This window comes from Bradyrhizobium sp. USDA 4353 (assembly GCF_054063215.1).
This window is the reverse complement of record NZ_JBSSGB010000001.1, coordinates 483241-499281: the sequence shown is the minus strand read 5'-3', so window position 1 is coordinate 499281 and position 16041 is coordinate 483241. Positions and strand designations below refer to the sequence as shown.

17 protein-coding genes and 1 pseudogene are annotated in these 16041 nt (G+C 66.9%); 14 read left to right on the top strand and 4 right to left on the bottom strand.

Going from position 1 to position 16041, the window contains the following annotated elements:
• Nucleotides 1–223: 223 nt before the first annotated feature.
• Entirely contained in the window at nt 224–895 is a 672-nt protein-coding gene (locus ACVILH_RS02305; RefSeq protein WP_456711435.1) for a hypothetical protein, read from the top strand.
• Nucleotides 892–1824, top strand: coding sequence for a 4-hydroxybenzoate octaprenyltransferase (ubiA, locus tag ACVILH_RS02300; RefSeq protein WP_456711434.1), 933 nt, complete (start codon nt 892–894; stop codon nt 1822–1824). Before ACVILH_RS02305 ends, ubiA begins: the two co-directional genes overlap by 4 nt.
• Here the strand turns inward: ubiA and ACVILH_RS02295 are convergent, their stop codons facing one another.
• Nucleotides 1825–2349 carry a DUF6101 family protein gene (locus ACVILH_RS02295; protein WP_456711433.1) on the bottom strand — a complete coding sequence of 175 codons (525 nt, stop codon included), beginning with the start codon at nt 2347–2349 and terminating at the stop codon, nt 1825–1827.
• 283 nt (nt 2350–2632) lie between these two features.
• On the opposite strand from ACVILH_RS02295, the gene ACVILH_RS02290 reads away from it, so the two are divergent.
• From ACVILH_RS02290 to lpxK, 6 genes and pseudogenes are all read left to right on the top strand, one after another.
• The gene (locus ACVILH_RS02290) at nt 2633–4027 is read left to right on the top strand and encodes a TldD/PmbA family protein (RefSeq protein ID WP_456711432.1); all 1395 of its coding nucleotides are present in this window, start codon (nt 2633–2635) and stop codon (nt 4025–4027) included.
• Between the two features lie 58 nt (nt 4028–4085).
• Nucleotides 4086–4833 (top strand): annotated as a pseudogene (locus ACVILH_RS02285) (3'(2'),5'-bisphosphate nucleotidase CysQ).
• Nucleotides 4834–4893: 60 nt separating this feature from the next.
• Nucleotides 4894–5133, top strand: coding sequence for a DUF4170 domain-containing protein (locus tag ACVILH_RS02280; protein ID WP_456711431.1), 240 nt, complete (start codon nt 4894–4896; stop codon nt 5131–5133).
• 17 nt (nt 5134–5150) lie between these two features.
• Entirely contained in the window at nt 5151–5921 is a 771-nt protein-coding gene (locus ACVILH_RS02275; RefSeq protein ID WP_456711430.1) for a lysophospholipid acyltransferase family protein, read from the top strand.
• Nucleotides 5914–7221 carry a 3-deoxy-D-manno-octulosonic acid transferase gene (locus tag ACVILH_RS02270; RefSeq protein ID WP_456711429.1) on the top strand — a complete coding sequence of 436 codons (1308 nt, stop codon included), beginning with the start codon at nt 5914–5916 and terminating at the stop codon, nt 7219–7221. Before ACVILH_RS02275 ends, ACVILH_RS02270 begins: the two co-directional genes overlap by 8 nt.
• The gene (lpxK, locus tag ACVILH_RS02265; RefSeq protein ID WP_456711428.1) at nt 7214–8221 is read left to right on the top strand and encodes a tetraacyldisaccharide 4'-kinase; all 1008 of its coding nucleotides are present in this window, start codon (nt 7214–7216) and stop codon (nt 8219–8221) included. The genes ACVILH_RS02270 and lpxK overlap by 8 nt, the downstream gene beginning before the upstream one ends.
• A 1-nt stretch (nt 8222) precedes the next feature.
• On the opposite strand, the gene ACVILH_RS02260 is transcribed toward lpxK, so the two are convergent.
• Nucleotides 8223–8450, bottom strand: a complete 228-nt coding sequence (locus tag ACVILH_RS02260; protein ID WP_035643273.1) for a DUF2093 domain-containing protein — start codon at nt 8448–8450, stop codon at nt 8223–8225.
• 185 nt (nt 8451–8635) lie between these two features.
• Between ACVILH_RS02260 and ACVILH_RS02255 the strand changes: the two genes are divergently transcribed.
• A complete protein-coding gene (locus ACVILH_RS02255) occupies nt 8636–9460 on the top strand; it encodes a dienelactone hydrolase family protein (protein ID WP_456711427.1) in 825 nt (274 codons plus the stop codon).
• A gap of 7 nt (nt 9461–9467) precedes the next feature.
• Here the strand turns inward: ACVILH_RS02255 and xseA are convergent, their stop codons facing one another.
• Nucleotides 9468–11084, bottom strand: a complete 1617-nt coding sequence (gene xseA, locus ACVILH_RS02250; RefSeq protein ID WP_456711426.1) for an exodeoxyribonuclease VII large subunit — start codon at nt 11082–11084, stop codon at nt 9468–9470.
• A 131-nt stretch (nt 11085–11215) separates the two neighbouring features.
• Between xseA and ACVILH_RS02245 the strand changes: the two genes are divergently transcribed.
• The 5 genes from ACVILH_RS02245 (at nt 11216) to ACVILH_RS02225 (ending at nt 15578) form a co-directional block, all read left to right on the top strand.
• Entirely contained in the window at nt 11216–12199 is a 984-nt protein-coding gene (locus ACVILH_RS02245) for an alpha/beta hydrolase (protein ID WP_456711425.1), read from the top strand.
• A 14-nt stretch (nt 12200–12213) separates the two neighbouring features.
• Complete coding sequence (locus ACVILH_RS02240; RefSeq protein ID WP_456711424.1) at nt 12214–12762, top strand: hypothetical protein; 549 nt, start codon at nt 12214–12216, stop codon at nt 12760–12762.
• 5 nt (nt 12763–12767) lie between these two features.
• Entirely contained in the window at nt 12768–13082 is a 315-nt protein-coding gene (locus ACVILH_RS02235) for a winged helix-turn-helix domain-containing protein (protein WP_456711423.1), read from the top strand.
• Nucleotides 13083–13154: 72 nt separating this feature from the next.
• Complete coding sequence (purD, locus tag ACVILH_RS02230; protein WP_456711422.1) at nt 13155–14465, top strand: phosphoribosylamine--glycine ligase; 1311 nt, start codon at nt 13155–13157, stop codon at nt 14463–14465.
• A 207-nt stretch (nt 14466–14672) separates the two neighbouring features.
• A complete protein-coding gene (locus ACVILH_RS02225) occupies nt 14673–15578 on the top strand; it encodes an alpha/beta fold hydrolase (protein ID WP_456711421.1) in 906 nt (301 codons plus the stop codon).
• Between the two features lie 2 nt (nt 15579–15580).
• Here the strand turns inward: ACVILH_RS02225 and ACVILH_RS02220 are convergent, their stop codons facing one another.
• Nucleotides 15581–16027 (bottom strand): nucleoside deaminase, encoded by a 447-nt coding sequence (locus tag ACVILH_RS02220; protein WP_456711420.1) that lies wholly within the window; start codon nt 16025–16027, stop codon nt 15581–15583.
• Nucleotides 16028–16041 lie beyond the last annotated feature (14 nt).

Here is a 16041-nt window from a genome sequence, read left to right as displayed (position 1 = left end):
CTCCAGAGGACGAGTGGCGATCCTGCAGTGGCTGCCACGGCTAAGATGAACACAACGTGATCAGGCGGCGATTCGATCCCTTTTGAGGCCGCACTGCGTCTCTCGGCCGCGGCTGCCCAAATCCGCGGTTGTGCCGGGCGGGCGGGAATCGTAAAAGCCCCTGATCGGATCGTGCTTTCGTCCGGAAGTGTTGAGGATTCTTGGTCTTGCCGGAGAACCAGCCTTGATCGTCCGCCATTCCATCGTGCCGCTCGCCATTGCCGCCGTCATGCTCTCCGCAGGGCAGGTCGCGGCGCAAGGCGCGTTTCCCGCGCCGCTGCCGGGCCAGACGCAGACCAACTCCTCATCATCGCCGTTCCCGCCGATCAATGGCAGCGCGCCGCCGCCGATGGCGGCGCCGGCAAATGCGTTCCCGCCGGCCGGTCCGGCCGCGTTCGGCGGCGGCGGAGGTGCTGGTTTCGGCGCGCCCCAGCAGGCCGGGCCGTCCGACAGCTGCATGAAGGATTTCGTGCCGCTGCGTGAGGAAGCCGAGCGCCGGGGCAAGCTGATCCAGGAGGCGAGCAAGAAGAAGGCGACGCCGGTCGAGGCCTGCAAGCTGTTCAAGAACTTCAGCCAGGCCGAGGTCAAGATGATCAAATACATCGAGGCCAACTCGGCGCGCTGCGGCATTCCCGCCCAGATCGCCGAACAGTTGAAGACCAACCACAAGGGCACCGAAGGCATTCAGCAGAAGGTCTGTAACGTCGCCGAGCAGATGCAGAAGGGCGGCGGACCGGCTCCCGCGCCCGGCCTCAGCGACGTGCTCGGCTCGTCGGCCGCCTTGCCCGAAGCCAATACGGCGAAGAAGGGCGGCTCGGCTTTCGACACGCTGACCGGCAACGTCCTGACCCGATGAGCGACAGCGCCGTCCGCGTTGCAGACGCGACCGGCAATTGGGTCGATACGCTGGCGCCGGCCTGGAGCCGGCCGTATCTGCGGCTTGCGCGCTTTGATCGCCCGATCGGATCCTGGCTGCTGCTAATGCCGTGCTGGTGGTCGGCGGCGCTGGCAGCCGGCATGTCCGGCGACCTCTCGATGCTGCCCGTTTGGATCGTGTTGTATTTCGTCGGCGCCTTCGTCATGCGCGGCGCCGGCTGCACCTGGAACGACATCACCGACCGCGATCTCGATGCCAAGGTGGAGCGCACGCGCTCCCGTCCGATTCCGGCCGGGCAGGTCGGCGTGAAGCAGGCGCTAGCCTTTCTGGTGGCGCAGGCCCTGATCGGCCTCGTGGTGCTGCTGCAATTCAACCGCTTCGCGATTCTGACCGGCATCGCCTCGCTGCTGATCGTCGCGATCTACCCGTTCATGAAACGCGTCACCTGGTGGCCGCAGGTCGTGCTCGGCCTCGCCTTCTCCTGGGGCGCGCTGATGGGGTTTGCCGTGGCGTTCGGACGCCTCGATGCGACGGCGCTGCTGCTCTATGCCGGGTCGATTTCGTGGGTGATCGCCTATGACACGATCTACGCGCATCAGGACGCCGAGGACGATGCGCTGATCGGCATCAAGTCGACAGCGCGGCTGTTCGCCGAGCGCACGCATCTGGCGCTGGTGGTGTTCTATTCACTTGCCGTCGTGCTGATTGGCGCAGCCTTTGTCACTGCCCATGTGCACGTCGCAGCGTGGCTGGGACTCGGCGGCTTCGCCGCGCATCTCGCCTGGCAGGTTCGCCGGCTGAACACGGCGGATCCCGCGCTGTGCCTGCGGCTCTTCAAATCGAACCGTGATGCAGGCCTGCTGCTGTTCGCGGCTCTCTTGGTTGACGCGGTGCTCCGCGCGGCCTGATCAGGTCCGCGCGATGATCTCGCGCTCGCCGCGATAGATCATCGCGGGGTTGAGCAGGTGCCCGACACGGCGACGCATCAGGAACCGCGGACGGCGCGCGCGAATGGCGTTGCGACGCCGGCGGCGCGGCGCAGCGTCACGCTTCGGTTCTTGCAGTTGTGGCAGCGCGAAGGTCTCGCTCCACATTGCCCAGGCGGCGACGATGTCGTCCTGGTCGTCGCTGACGCAGAGCGGAATGCTCAGCGAGGGGTCGCGATGCAGTAGGATCAGCATCATCTGCGTGTCGTCGACCTCGCGCAGCGCGATGCCGAGGAAATCGCTGACCCGGAGATTCACGGCCATGCGCATGCCGCTGACGGCACGGCGCAGCACGACGCGCTCCCGGTGCAATTCGATCTGCCGGATCCCGCCATCGGCACGAATGTCGTGCGCGCTGTACGAGACGGGCAGGGAAAGGGGGTCGAGCCGCAGCACGCGGCTCGACCCAGCGGAATTGCTTCCGCCTGATGCTGTTTGACGCCTCACGGCTTGGTCTCCCCGCCGGGATTATTCTCCCGGTCGATGCGTGAGACCTTGCCACGCGCCTCGCCCGTATCAGCTTAAGATTGCTGGTTAATCAGATCTCACGCATGATCCTCTTACCGTCATGATTGACAAGCGCTTGCCCCGCATGATTGACGAGACCTTGCCGATTTGCCGACAATCCGACGTGGTGCTGCCGCCCTGCTTGAAGTCGGCGTGAACAGGCCACATTTCGTCTGGATTGAGACGTCTTCGCCGCCCACCTGACATCGATCGGATCGTGTTCGTGACCTCTTCCCCCTCAGCCGCTGCATCATCGACCTCAGCCCAATCAGACCTGCTCGATCAGTCCGCCCTACGAACGCTCGCCGAGCGGCTGGTCGAGGCTGCGAAGAAGGCCGGCGCCGATGCCGCCGACGCCATCGCAGTGCGCGGCATCTCACAGGGCGTCGAGGTCCGCGACGGCCGCGTCGAAGAATCCGAACGCTCGGAAGGCGACGATGTCGGCCTGCGCGTGCTGGTCGGCAAGCGCCAGGCGGTGGTGTCCACCAACGACGTCAGCGGCGACGGCGTGGCTCGGCTGGCGGAGCGGGCGGTCGCGATGGCGCGCGTGGCGCCCGATGACAAATATGTCGGGCTCGCCGATCCCGAGTTGCTGGCGCGCGACATTCCCGAGCTCGATCTGCTCGATCCCAACATCCCCGGCACCTCCGAGTTGGAGCGGCGGGCGCAGGAGGCGGAGGCAGCCGCGCTTGGCGTCAAGGGCGTCGCCAAGTCCGGCGGCGCATCGGCATCGGCCGGCATCGGCGGCATGGTGCTGGTGACGAGCAGCGGTTTTCACGGCGCCTATCTGCGCTCGAGCCAGAGCATCTCGACCACGGCGATCTCCGGCGAAGGCACCGGCATGGAGCGCGACTACGACTACACGGCGGCGCCTCACGGCGTCGATCTGCTGGCCCCCGAAGCCGTCGGGCGCAGCGCCGGCGAGCGCGCGGTGGCGCGTGCCAATCCGCGCAAGGTCGCGACCTGCCAGGTGCCCGTGGTGTTCGATCCGCGCGTATCCGGCTCGCTTGTCGGCCATCTCGTCGGTGCGATCAATGGCGCGTCCATCGCGCGCAAGACCAGCTTCCTCAAGGACAAGCTCGGCGCGCAGCTGTTCGCCAAGGGCATCCGCATCATCGACGATCCCCTGCGCCGGCGCGGCTTGCGCTCGCAGCCGTTCGACGCCGAGGGCGTCAAGGTGAAGCAGACGGCGCTGGTCGATGACGGTGTTCTCACGACTTGGCTGCTGGACTCCGCCACCGCTCGCGAGCTCGGCATGACCACGACGGGCCACGCGCATCGCGGCGTGTCGTCCTCGCCGTCGCCGGGCCCGTTCAACCTGCATCTCGAAGCCGGCGTCGTGACCGCCAAGGAGCTGATCTCGGACATCAAGCAGGGCTTCTATGTCACCGACCTGATCGGCTCGGGCGTCAACGGCGTGACCGGCGATTACAGCCGGGGTGCATCCGGCTTCTGGATCGAGAACGGCGAGATCGGCTATGCAGTCAGCGAAGTGACGATCGCAGGCCACCTGTTCGAGATCTTCAAGTCGATGACCCCCGCGAGCGATCTGGAATTCCGCTATGGCGTCAATGCGCCGACGGTGCGCATCGAAGGGCTGACGCTTGGCGGACGGTGAAATCGAGAGCTCCGGCGGGGTGAGCCTGGCTGCGGATGCCGGGCTGCTGAAGCAGGCGGTGCGCGAGGCCGGCGAGCTGGCGCACGCGATGTTCGGCACCGATCTGCGCAAATGGACCAAGGGGGCGTCGTCCCCGGTCTCCGAAGCCGACATGGCTGTCAACGATCTGCTCGAGCGCAGGCTTCGATCGGCAACACCCGATTACGGCTGGCTGTCCGAGGAGAGCGTCGATGATCCCGCCAGGCTCGACCGGTCCCCGGGTCTGGATCGTCGATCCGATCGACGGCACCCGCTCCTATCTCGGCGGCCGCAACGACTGGTGCGTGAGCGTCGCGCTGGTCGAGCAGGGGGCGCCGATCCTTGGCGCGGTCTACGTCCCCGTCAGCGAGGAGTTCTTCTTCGCGGCGCACGGCGCCGGCACCACCTTGAACGACGAGACGGTCCGGGCTTCCACGGGTAACGACATCGACTTCAGTCGGGTCGCCGGGCCCAAACCGCTGGTTGAGCGGCTCGCGCAGGACTCGAAGAAGATCGAGCTGCATCCGCGAATCGGGTCTTTGGCGCTCAGACTGTGCCGTGTCGCCCATGGTGCGCTCGATGCCGCTTTTGCAGGCGGACAAAGCCGCGATTGGGACCTTGCGGCGGCTCATCTGATCGTGCAGGAAGCGGGTGGTAAAATGAGCGCATTGTCGGGCGAGGCGATCCTCTATAATCGTCCGGACGTGGCCCATGGGGTGCTGGTAGCAGCGGGACGCGATCGACATGCTGACATCGTCAGCCATTATCGCCGGTTGCCGCAGAGCTGATCATCCCCTCGGACCGCGCCGCCAGGCCACCCGCAGGCGCGTTGATTAGGAACGAGACCGATGACAGACAGCGCCTCGCAGCAGCTCCTCCACCTCGTGATCGGCGGCGAGCTCGTCAACCTCGACAAGAACGAGTTCAAGGATCTCGACAAGGTCGATATCGTCGGCGTCTATCCGAACTACGCGACGGCCCACGCCGCCTGGCGCGCCAAGGCGCAGATGACGGTCGACAACGCCCATATGCGCTATTTCATCGTCCACCTGCACCGGCTGCTCGATCCCGGTCAGGACGCGAAGTAAGACGCGAAGCTGCCGACTTGAAACATCTGATCCGCAATACGCTGCGCAGCGGCTGGTTCCAGCGCGCCGTCGGGTTCCTCGCGGCCGAGTACCTGCGCCTGGTGTGGCTGACCAACCGCTTCACCTTCGAGCCGCCCGAGGTCTATGAGATCGTCGAGCCGCAGATGCCGGCGATCTTCGCGTTCTGGCACGGCCAGCATCTGCTGACGCCCTTCATCAGGAACAAGCCGAGCTACCGCGCCAAGGTGCTGATCTCCAAGCATCGCGACGGCGAGTTCAACGCAATCGCCGCGGAGCGGCTGGGCATCGGAACCATCCGCGGCTCCGGCGATCACGGCGGCTCCTTCCACCGCAAAGGTGGGGTCGGGGCGTTCAGGGAGATGGTGCAGGCGCTCGAAGACAACTATAATGTTGCATCGACCGCCGATGTGCCGAAGCGCGCGCGGATTGCGGGTCTCGGCATCATCATGCTCGCGCGTGAGTCAGGACGTCCGATCATGCCGTTCGCAATGGTCACGAGCCGCTTCATTCGCCTGAAGAACTGGGACAGCACGACCATCAATTTGCCATTCGGCCGCGGCGCATTGGTGGGAATCAAGGAAATCAACGTGCCGCGTGATGCCGACGCTGCCATGATGGAGCAGGCGCGCCTCGATCTCGAGGCCACGCTGAACGAATGCATGCGCCGCGCCTATGAGCTCGTCGGCCGCCCCGAGGCCTGTCCGCCGCCGGTGACGTCAGGAGCCGACTCTTTGGGAGCCGACTCTTTAGGAGCCGCTCGTGGCTAGCCCGCTGCCGATGGCCCTGCGCGTCTACCGCGGGTTGTCCTCGGCGGCGGTGCCGCTTGCGCCGGCCCTGATCCGGCAACGCCTCAAGCACGGCAAGGAAGATCCTGACAGGACCGACGAGCGGCGTGGCCTGAGTCACGATACCCGTCCCGAGGGACCGCTGGTCTGGATCCACGGTGCCAGCGTCGGCGAGGTGCTGGCGGCGGCGGCGTTGATCGAGCGGCTGCGTGGGCTCAACATTCGTATCCTCATCACTTCGGGAACGGTGACCTCGGCCGCGATCGTCGCCAAGCGCTTCCCGCCCGACGTGATCCATCAATACGTGCCCTATGACACGCCGCGCTTCGTGGAGCGCTTTCTGGATCATTGGCGTCCCTCGCTCGGCCTCTTCATCGAATCCGATCTCTGGCCCAATCTGATCCTGGCCGGCGCCTCGCGCCGGGTGCCGATGGTCGTGATCAACGGCCGGATGTCGCCGCGCTCGTTCCCGCGCTGGCGGCGCATGGCGGGCACGATCTCCGCGCTGCTCGGCCGCTTCGATCTGTTCCTGGCGCAGTCGCAGGCCGATGCCGACCGGTTCGCCGCGCTCGGCGCGCGCAACGTCGTCACGACCGGCAACCTGAAGCTCGACGTGCCGGCACCGCCTGCCGATCCGGCCAAGCTCGACCGGCTGGCCGCGATGACGCGCGGCCGTCCGGTGATCGTCGCCGCGTCGACCCATCCCGGCGAAGAAGAGATCCTGATTGCAACTCACAAGGTGCTTGCGGGCATCTATCCGTCGCTGCTCACCGTGATCGTGCCGCGTCATCCGCATCGTGGTCCCGCGGTCGCCGAGCTCGTCGCGGGCGCGGGGTTGCAGCCCGCCTTGCGCTCGCGCGAGGAGCAGCCGCTCGCCGGCACCGATGTCTATGTCGCGGATACGATGGGTGAGCTCGGCCTGTTCTATCGGCTGGCGCCGGTCGTCTTCATGGGCGGCTCGCTGGTCGAGCATGGCGGCCAGAACCCGATCGAAGCCGTCAAGCTCGGCGCAGCCATCGTGCACGGGCCGCACGTCTTCAACTTCACCGACGTCTATGAGGCGCTGGACAGGGCGGCCGGTGCGCGGCTCGCGCATGATCCGGACGCGCTGGTGCGGCAGCTCCGCCAGCTGCTGTCGGACCCCGCGGCCTGCAACAGCCTGGTCGCCGAGGGATCGCGCGTCGTCGATCAGCTCGGCGGTGCGCTGGAGCGAACGCTGTCCGCGCTCGAGCCGTATCTGCTGCAGATCAGGCTGGAGATGGGGACCGCCGGCGATGCGTGAGCCGGCCTTCTGGCATCGGCCCCGATCCTGGCAATCGCGTCTGCTGTCTCCGCTCTCGATGCTCTACGGCACTGTCGCCGCGCGCCGGATGCGACAGCCGGGGATCGACGCCGGGCTGCCGGTGATCTGCGTCGGCAACTTCCATGTCGGCGGCGCCGGCAAGACGCCGACGGTGCTGGCGCTGACCGGCTTGCTGCGCGAGCTCGGCGAGCGGCCGGTCGTGCTGAGCCGCGGCTATGGCGGCCGGCTGCGCGGGCCTGTGCTGGTCGATCCCAAAGCTCATGTTGCCGCCGATGTCGGCGACGAGCCGCTGATGATGGCGGCCCGTGTGCCGGTCGTGGTGTCGCGCCATCGCGCCGACGGCATCGGCCTGATCAAGGCGCAGGGCGCCTCCGTCATCCTGATGGACGACGGATTTCAGAACCCGTCGATCACCAAGAACCTCGCGCTGATCGTGATCGATGGCGCGCGTGGGCTCGGCAATGCCAGGGTGTTTCCCGCCGGGCCGCTGCGCGCGCCGCTGCCGCCGCAACTGGCACGGACCGACGCGCTGCTGGTGGTCGGGGACGGGGACGCGGGCGAGGCCGTCGCGTCACCCGTCGCTGCCCAGGGAAAGCCGGTCTTCAGGGCCCATCTGCGGCCGGACGCAAAGGTCATCGCTGCGCTGGCGGGACGGCCGCTCCTGGCCTTCGCCGGGATCGGCGATCCCCAGCGCTTCTTCAGGACGCTTCGTGCCAGCGGGCTCGACATCGAGGCCGAGCGCGCCTTTCCCGACCATCATCCCTTTTCAACCGAGGACATCGCCTCCCTGAGCGATCAGGCGGCGCGTCACGGCTTGACGCTGGTGACGACCGAGAAAGATCTGGCGCGGCTTGGCGGCAGCGGATCAGCTCACGCCGACCGCGGCATCACCGCATTTCCGGTGACGCTGCAATTCGCAGATCAGGCTGCGGTGCGCAGCTACGTCACGCAACGGCTGTCGGCGCTGACAAAGCGCTAGACTAGCCATTCGCCTTCAGCGCGCCGGGATAGTGCCGCTGCAGGACCGCGCTCGGCACCGCATAGGCCTCTTGCAGGTCGACGCTCCAATATTTCAGCTCGTCGAGCGGTATCCGTGCATCGGTGACCGCACAGCGCACATAGCTTCCCGGCGAGATCACGCGGAAATCCCCATCCAGATACTGCACCTGCGCTTCGCCCTGGCCCGAGGGACCGAACTTGTTGAGCACGTCCGCGATCTCCACTCCCTGTACGCCGCCACCGTGCGCACAACCTCATGATGTCCGGTGATTTCAGTAGCATAGATAGGGGGGACTGTCGCTTCCGCAAACCCACCGATTTGTGATGCGGCGGCCGGAAGGGCCGTGCTAGCTAGGTTTCAGGTCTCCGCCGCTTGTCTTCCCCGGCTGGTTTGATGCGCTTCCTCACCACCGTCGTCGTTGCTCTGCTCTGCGCCACGGCATCGGCGGCCTCCGCCGAGCCGTCGCCCGTTGCGGTCGAGATTCCCGCCGACAATTACGTGTTGCATGCGCAGCTCTACCGCCCGGGCGGGAAGGGGCCGTTTCCGACCGTGATCGCGCTGCATGGCTGCGGTGGGCTGGCCGGCCGCAGCGAGCCGGTGCAGCCGCGCTATCGCGACTGGGCGCTGGATCTCGTCAAGGACGGCAAGGCCGTGCTGCTGCCGGACAGCTACGGCTCGCGCGGGCTCGGGCCGCAATGCCGCGTCAAGGAACGCCGCATCAGCGGCCGGCGCGAGCGGGTCGCCGATATCGTGATCGCGCAGAAATGGCTGCTGCAGCAATCCTGGGCGATGCCGGACCGCATCAGCCTGGTCGGCTGGGCGAGCGGCGCCAGCGCTTTGCTCTGGGCGGTGCGGCCGCAATTGCCCGACCACGCCTCGCCGGACTTCCGTGCGGCCGTCGCGTTCTATCCAGATTGCCGGGCGTCATCGGGCCTCGGCTGGAGCGCGCGGGTTCCGACGCTAATTCTCATCGGCGGCCTCGACGATGTCTATTCACCGCCGGCGTGCCGGCAGATGATCGATGGCGCGCGCGGCCGCAGCGCGCTGACCCGCATCGTGGTCTATCCCGGCGCCTATCATGATTTCGATCGGCTCAATCTGCCGGTGCATCAGGTCGCGGGCGCCGATGCCGCCGCGCCCGAGCGCGGCCATGTCGGCTCTGATCCGGAAGCCCGCGCCGACGCACAGAAGCTTGTCGCCGACTGGCTGGCGCGCTGATCGGTCCTCAGAACAGGCTGCCTTGATCGGCAGGATCAGGCGTGCGCTTCGGCGCGGCCGGCTTGCTCTCCCGCACCGGCTTTGGCGCAGCCGGAGCAGACGTTGGGGCAGGGCTTCCAGCGCCGGCCGTCGCTGCGATCCTGCCGTCGGCGAACTCCAGCGACAGCGTCGCGCCGGCCTCGATGCCTGCCGCCTGGTGCAGAGGATGGCCGGCCTCGTCGCGCACCAAAGCAAAGCCGCGCGCGAGCACGCTGCGATAGGACAGCGCCGACAGCAATTGGCCGGCATGATCGGTTCGTGCCCGTAAGCGTAGGATCGAGGTCGCCAGCGCACGGCTGGCGCGATCGGCGAGCCGCTCGGTGCGGTCGCGCTCGCGCGCGATCGCCTGCCGCTTGGCCTGCGCATAAGCGAGCCGCGACGCCTTGAAGCGGGCATCGAGCGCTTCGAACCGCTCGCGCCGCCGATGCAGCAGGCTGCGCGCGGACAGCGACAGCCGCTCGGACGACACGACCAGGCGATGATCGGCCTGCGTGATCTGTCCATGCAGCACGCGCAAGGTGAGCTTGGCGCTGGCCGCGGCGAACTGGCGGAAATGGACGTGCGTGTTGGTCTTGAGCGCCCGCGGCAGGCTGGCCGCGGCCGCATCGAGCCGCTGCTGCGGGATCGCGAGCAGGTCGCTCGGACCGGGCAGAGCGCGGGCTGCGGCGCGTAGCTCGTTGCGGCGGCTCTCCTGGCCGCGCTGCCAGCAGACGCTGACGCGGCGGGCGAGGCTCGCGACCTCCTGCATCAGCTCGCTGCGTACGGGCACCGCCATCTCGGCCGCAGCGGTCGGCGTCGGCGCGCGCTTGTCGGCGGCGAAATCGATCAGGGTGACGTCGGTCTCGTGGCCGACGGCCGAGATCAGCGGGATCATGCTCTCAGCGGCCGCGCGAACCACGATCTCCTCGTTGAACGACCAGAGATCCTCCAGCGAGCCGCCGCCGCGCGCGACGATCAGCACGTCGGGGCGGGGAATCGGGCCATCCTCCGGCAGATCGTTGAAGCCGCGAATCGCGGCCGCGACCTGCTCGGCCGAGCCGTCGCCCTGCACCCTCACCGGCCACACCAGCACACGGCGCGGAAAGCGATCCTCCAGCCGGTGCAGGATGTCGCGGATGACCGCGCCGGTCGGCGACGTCACGACGCCGATCACCTCCGGCAGCCAGGGCAAGAGCTGCTTGCGCGCGGGATCGAATAGGCCCTCGGCGCCGAGCTTCTTCTTGCGCTCCTCCATCAGCGCCATCAGCGCGCCGATGCCGGCCGGCTCCAGCGCCTCGATGACGATCTGGTATTTCGAGGAGTTCGGATAGGTCGTGAGCTTGCCGGTCGCGATGACCTCGAGCCCCTCCTGAGGCTTGAAGCGCATGCGGCCATGCACGCCCTTCCAGATCACCGCCTCGATCTTGGCGCTCTCGTCCTTGAGCGCGAAATAGCAATGACCTGAGGAATGCGGTCCGCGAAAACCGGTGATCTCGCCGCGCACCCGGACATGGCCGAACTGGTCCTCGACCGTGCGCTTCAGCGCCGAGGACAGCTCGGTGACGGTGAATTCGGGCGCGTTGGGCAGGGCTTCCGCAGGCGGCATTGCTGGCTGATTCGGGTTTGGGAGTAGGCGCCAAGGTAGGGGCTTTCGGCCAGCTCCGCCAATCAAGCCGTTGCCTTTTCGATAACTCTATTATACAGAGTACTCTATTGAGAGACGTTCAGGAGGGACGGATGAGAGCCGTCAAAATCGTGTTTCGGCTGGTTGGCTTGGGACTTAGCCTCGCGGGGGCTCTGGCGCTGATCCTCGGCGCAATGCTCGCGACCCCGCTGGTGCGCCCGCCTGAGCTGACGTCGATCTCCGAGACGGCCGGCCGGGTCGACCGCAGCACCATGCCTCCCTTGCAGCGCTTCAGCGCCCGCGACGGCACTGAGCTCGCCTATCGCCACTACCCGGCACGCGCGACGCCGGTCGGCAAGATCGCTATTCTCGTCCACGGCTCATCGGGCTCAAGCATAGCTGTGCATGCCCTCGCTGATGGGCTGGCGGCGAAGGGAATCGACACCTTCGCGCCCGACATCCGCGGCCATGGCGGCTCCGGCACCCGCGGCGACATCGGCTATCGCGGCCAGCTCGAAGACGACCTCGCCGATCTCGTCGCCGAGGTGCGGAGATCAGCCCCGACCCAGCCCATCGTGCTGCTCGGCCATTCCGCCGGCGGCGGATTCGCACTCCGCGTCGCCGGTTCGCCGATCCAGGACCTGTTCGCTCGCACCGTGCTGCTCGCGCCCTATCTCGGCTATGACGCGCCGACCAATCGCGACAATTCCGGCGGCTGGGCGAGCCCCGACATTCCGCGCATCCTTGCGCTGGGCTTTCTGAGCCGTGCCGGCCTGCCGTGCTGCGAGGCGCTGCCCGCCTTGGCTTTTGCCGTGCGGCCGAACGCGGAGAAATATGTCGTTTCGGCTTACAGCTATCGGCTGTTTCGCAATTTCGCGACTGCCGGCTACAAGGCCGATCTCACCGCGGCCAAGCATCCGGTCACCGTCATCGCGGGCGCCGCCGACGAGCTGATGCTTGCCGACAAATATGCCGATGCCGTGCACGCGGTCGCGCCCGCTGTCGACGTCAAGCTGGTCGCCGGCGTCAATCACATGGAGATCGTGTCGGCGCCTGCCGCCGTCGCTGCGATCGCCGAGGACGTGGCCACGCGCTAGAGGTTTCGAACCGCATGATCGACCGCCTGGAAGCCGCACGCGCCCTCGATGACATCGAGGACATCACGAGGCGGGTGCGCCAGTCGCAGATCTACAGGCTCTCCAGCCTGCTGATGATCCTGTGGGGCGCGCTGGTCTTTGCCGGCAATCTCGTCACCTATCTGACCCCGGTCTACGCCGACAAGGCGTGGCTCGCGGTCTATGTGCTCGGGATCGCCGGATCGATCGTGCTTGGGGCGGCGGAGAAGGCGCGCTCGGGCATGGGCAGCTTCGACGTCAGGCCGCTGCTCGCCTTCGTGATGTTGTTCGCCTTCGGCTTCTTCGTCGAGACGATCGGCCATTTCGGGCCGCGCGAGATGGGGGCGTTCTGGCCGATCTATTTCATGCTGTTCTACTGTCTCGCGGGCCTCTGGTTCGGCATCGCGTTTACGATCTTCGGGCTCGGAATCATCGTGCTGACCCTGATCGGCTACGCCTTCATCGGCGCGGCGTTTCCGCTGTGGATGGCCGTCGTCAATGGTGTCGGCCTGATCCTCGGCGGCGTGTGGATGCGGCGGAGCTAGCGGCCTTGGCGGAGCTCGACGAGATCATCCACCAGCCGCTGCGGCTCAGAATCATGGCGGCGCTGAATGCGCTGCCGGCCGGCACGGGTCTGGAATTCGTCCGGCTGAAGAAGCTGACCGGGGCGACTGACGGCAATCTCGGCGCCCATATCGAGACGCTGGCCCGCGCCGGCTACGTCACCGTGGACAAGGCCTTCGTCGGCAAGAAGCCGCAGACCACCGTGATGCTGGCCGCCTCCGGCCGGACGGCGTTTGCCCGCCACGTCGCCAGCCTGCAGGAAATCATCGCCGGGACGGCTGCCAAACCGCCGGAGCCATGATTTGACTCTGCTGCAAGGGCCGGGCAATTGGGGCCTCCAAATTGACCCATTCCCCCTGTGACGGCATCGACGATGAACATTCTCCTCATTGGTTCCGGCGGCCGCGAGCATGCGCTCGCCTGGAAGCTTGCCGGCTCCCCGCTGCTCACCAAGCTCTGGTGCGCGCCCGGCAATGCGGGGATTGCCAAGGAGGCCGAATGCGTGGCGCTCGATGTCGCCGATCATGCGGCGGTGATCGACTTCTGCAAGGCTAACAAGGTCGACCTGGTGGTGGTCGGGCCGGAGACGCCGCTGGCCGCAGGCATCGTCGACGATGTCGAGGCTGCCGGGATCAAGATTTTCGGGCCGCGCAAGCTCGCCGCCCAGCTCGAAGGCTCCAAGGGCTTCACCAAGGATCTCTGCGCCGAATACGGCATTCCGACCGGCGCCTATGGCCGTTTCGACAATGCGCCGGAGGCGCTGGCCCATGTCCGCGAGCACGGCGCGCCGATCGTCGTGAAGGCCGACGGGCTGGCGGCAGGCAAGGGCGTCGTCGTCGCCAAGACGCTGGCCGAGGCCGAGGACGCGGTGCGAATGATGTTCGACGGCGGCTTCGGTGTCGCCGGCACCGAGGTCGTCATCGAGGAGTTTCTCGAGGGGCGCGAGGTCTCGTTCTTCGCGCTGTGCGACGGCGAGACGGCAATTCCGCTGGCCTCGGCGCAGGACCACAAGCGGGTGTTCGATCACGACCAGGGGCCGAACACCGGCGGCATGGGCGCCTATTCGCCGACGCCGTTCGTGACGCAGGCGATCCATGACGAGATCATGAAGAAGATCATCCTGCCGACCATCGCCGGGATGAATGCGCGCGGCACGCCGTTCAAGGGCATCCTCTACGCCGGCCTGATGCTGACCGCGCAGGGGCCCAAGCTGTTCGAATACAATGTCCGCTTCGGCGATCCGGAATGTCAGGTGCTGATGCTGCGCATGATGTCCGATCTCGTGCCGGCGCTGCTGGCAGCCTGCGACGGGCAGCTGAAGAATTTCGACCTGCGCTGGTTTCCGGATCCGGCCGTCACCGTGGTCATGGCGGCGAAGGGCTATCCCGGCGACTACAAGAAAGGCGGCGTGATCGAGGGTCTCGACGAGGCCGCCAAGATCGCGGGCGTGGAAATCTTTCATGCCGGCACCATCGCGAAGGACGGAGCGATCATCGCCAATGGCGGGCGGGTGCTGAATGTCTGCGCCTCCGGCAAGACGGTGGAAGAGGCGCAGCAGCGCGCCTACCAGGCCGTCGATCGCATCGTCTGGGCCGACGGCTTCTGCCGCCGCGACATCGCCTGGCAGGCAGTCGCGCATGAGCGCGGCAACGCCCGAGCGGATGTCGGCTCAGGTCTGCCGTAGCGGCGGCGGGGTCGTTCGACCGCACAGAGCTGCTGCGGCGCACGGAGCATAGCGCGCTTTCAGGAGGCGTCGTTGTATCCAGTCTCCCATAACTGTTAGGCCACCGACGCACCGCATCTCGTTTTGCGCCTCGCGCGGCGCGGCGGTAGCATAGCGATTGATCAGCGCGGGTTCCGTCAGCGCGATCGCTTGCTGTGAGGTGCCAACATGTCCGAGCTCGCCGATCTGTTTCCAGGCTTTGCGTCCGAATGGATCAACACGTCAGCGGGACGGATCTTCGCGCGTGTCGGCGGCAGCGGCCCGCCGCTGCTGTTGCTGCACGGCTTCTCGGAGACGCATGTGATGTGGCATCGCGTGGCGCCGGCTCTGGCTGATCGCTTCACGCTGATCATCGCCGACTTGCCCGGCTATGGCTGGTCCGACATGCCCGACAGCGACGCCGAGCATACGCCGTACACCAAGCGCGCGATGGCCAACACCATGATCGAGGCGATGGAGCAACTCGGTCACGCGCACTTCGCGCTGGCCGGTCACGATCGCGGCGGCCGCGTCGCCTATCGCCTTGCGCTCGATCATCCCGGTCGGCTGTCGAAGCTGGCCGTGCTCGATATCCTGCCGACCTATGATTATTGGGAGCGCATGAACCGCGCCTATGCGCTCAAGATCTATCACTGGGCGTTCCTGGCCCAGCCAGCGCCGCTGCCGGAGACGCTGATCTCGGGGGCGGGCGAGTTCTTCCTGAAGCAGAAGATGGCGAGCCAGACCAAATCGAAGACGCTGGATGCCATCGACCCTCGCGCGCTTCAGCACTATCTCGCGCCGTTCCGCGACCCGGCCCGTATCCATGCGATGTGCGAGGATTATCGCGCCGGGGCCCATGCCGACTACGAGATCGACAAGGCGGATCTCGACGCGGGCAGGAAGATCACCATCCCGATGCTGGCGCTGTGGGGCGATGCCGGCATCGCGCGGGCGGCGGCGACGCCGCTCGATACCTGGCAGAGATGGGCGACCAATGTGCGCGGCAGGCCGGTCGATTCCGGGCATTTCCTCACCGAGGAGAGCCCTGCAGAGACGGCGCGGCTGTTGCGCGAGTTCTTTCTGAGCGAGTGACATCAGCGCCGCGCCTTGAAGAACTCCTTCAGCATCCGCGCCGACTGCTGCTCGCCGACGGCCGAGTAGACCTCCGGCACGTGGTGGCAGGTCGGCGAGGCGAAGAAGCGAACGCCGGAGTCGACCGCGCCGCCCTTGGGATCGGCCGCCCCATAATACAGCCGGCGGATGCGGGCGAAGGAGATGGCGCCGGCGCACATCGTGCACGGCTCCAGGGTGACGTAGAGGTCGCAATCCACGAGACGCTCGCTGCCGATCGCCTGGGCGGCCTGGCGCAAGGCCAGGATTTCGGCATGGGCCGTCGGGTCGCGATCGGTCAAGGTGCGGTTGCCGGCCGTGGCGATCACCTCGCCGTTCCGCACCACGACGCAGCCGATCGGGACCTCGCCGGAAATTGCGGCCGATTCGGCCGCTTTCAGCGCCAAATCCATGAAAGAAGGGCTGTTCATGGCTCGTCACGCCC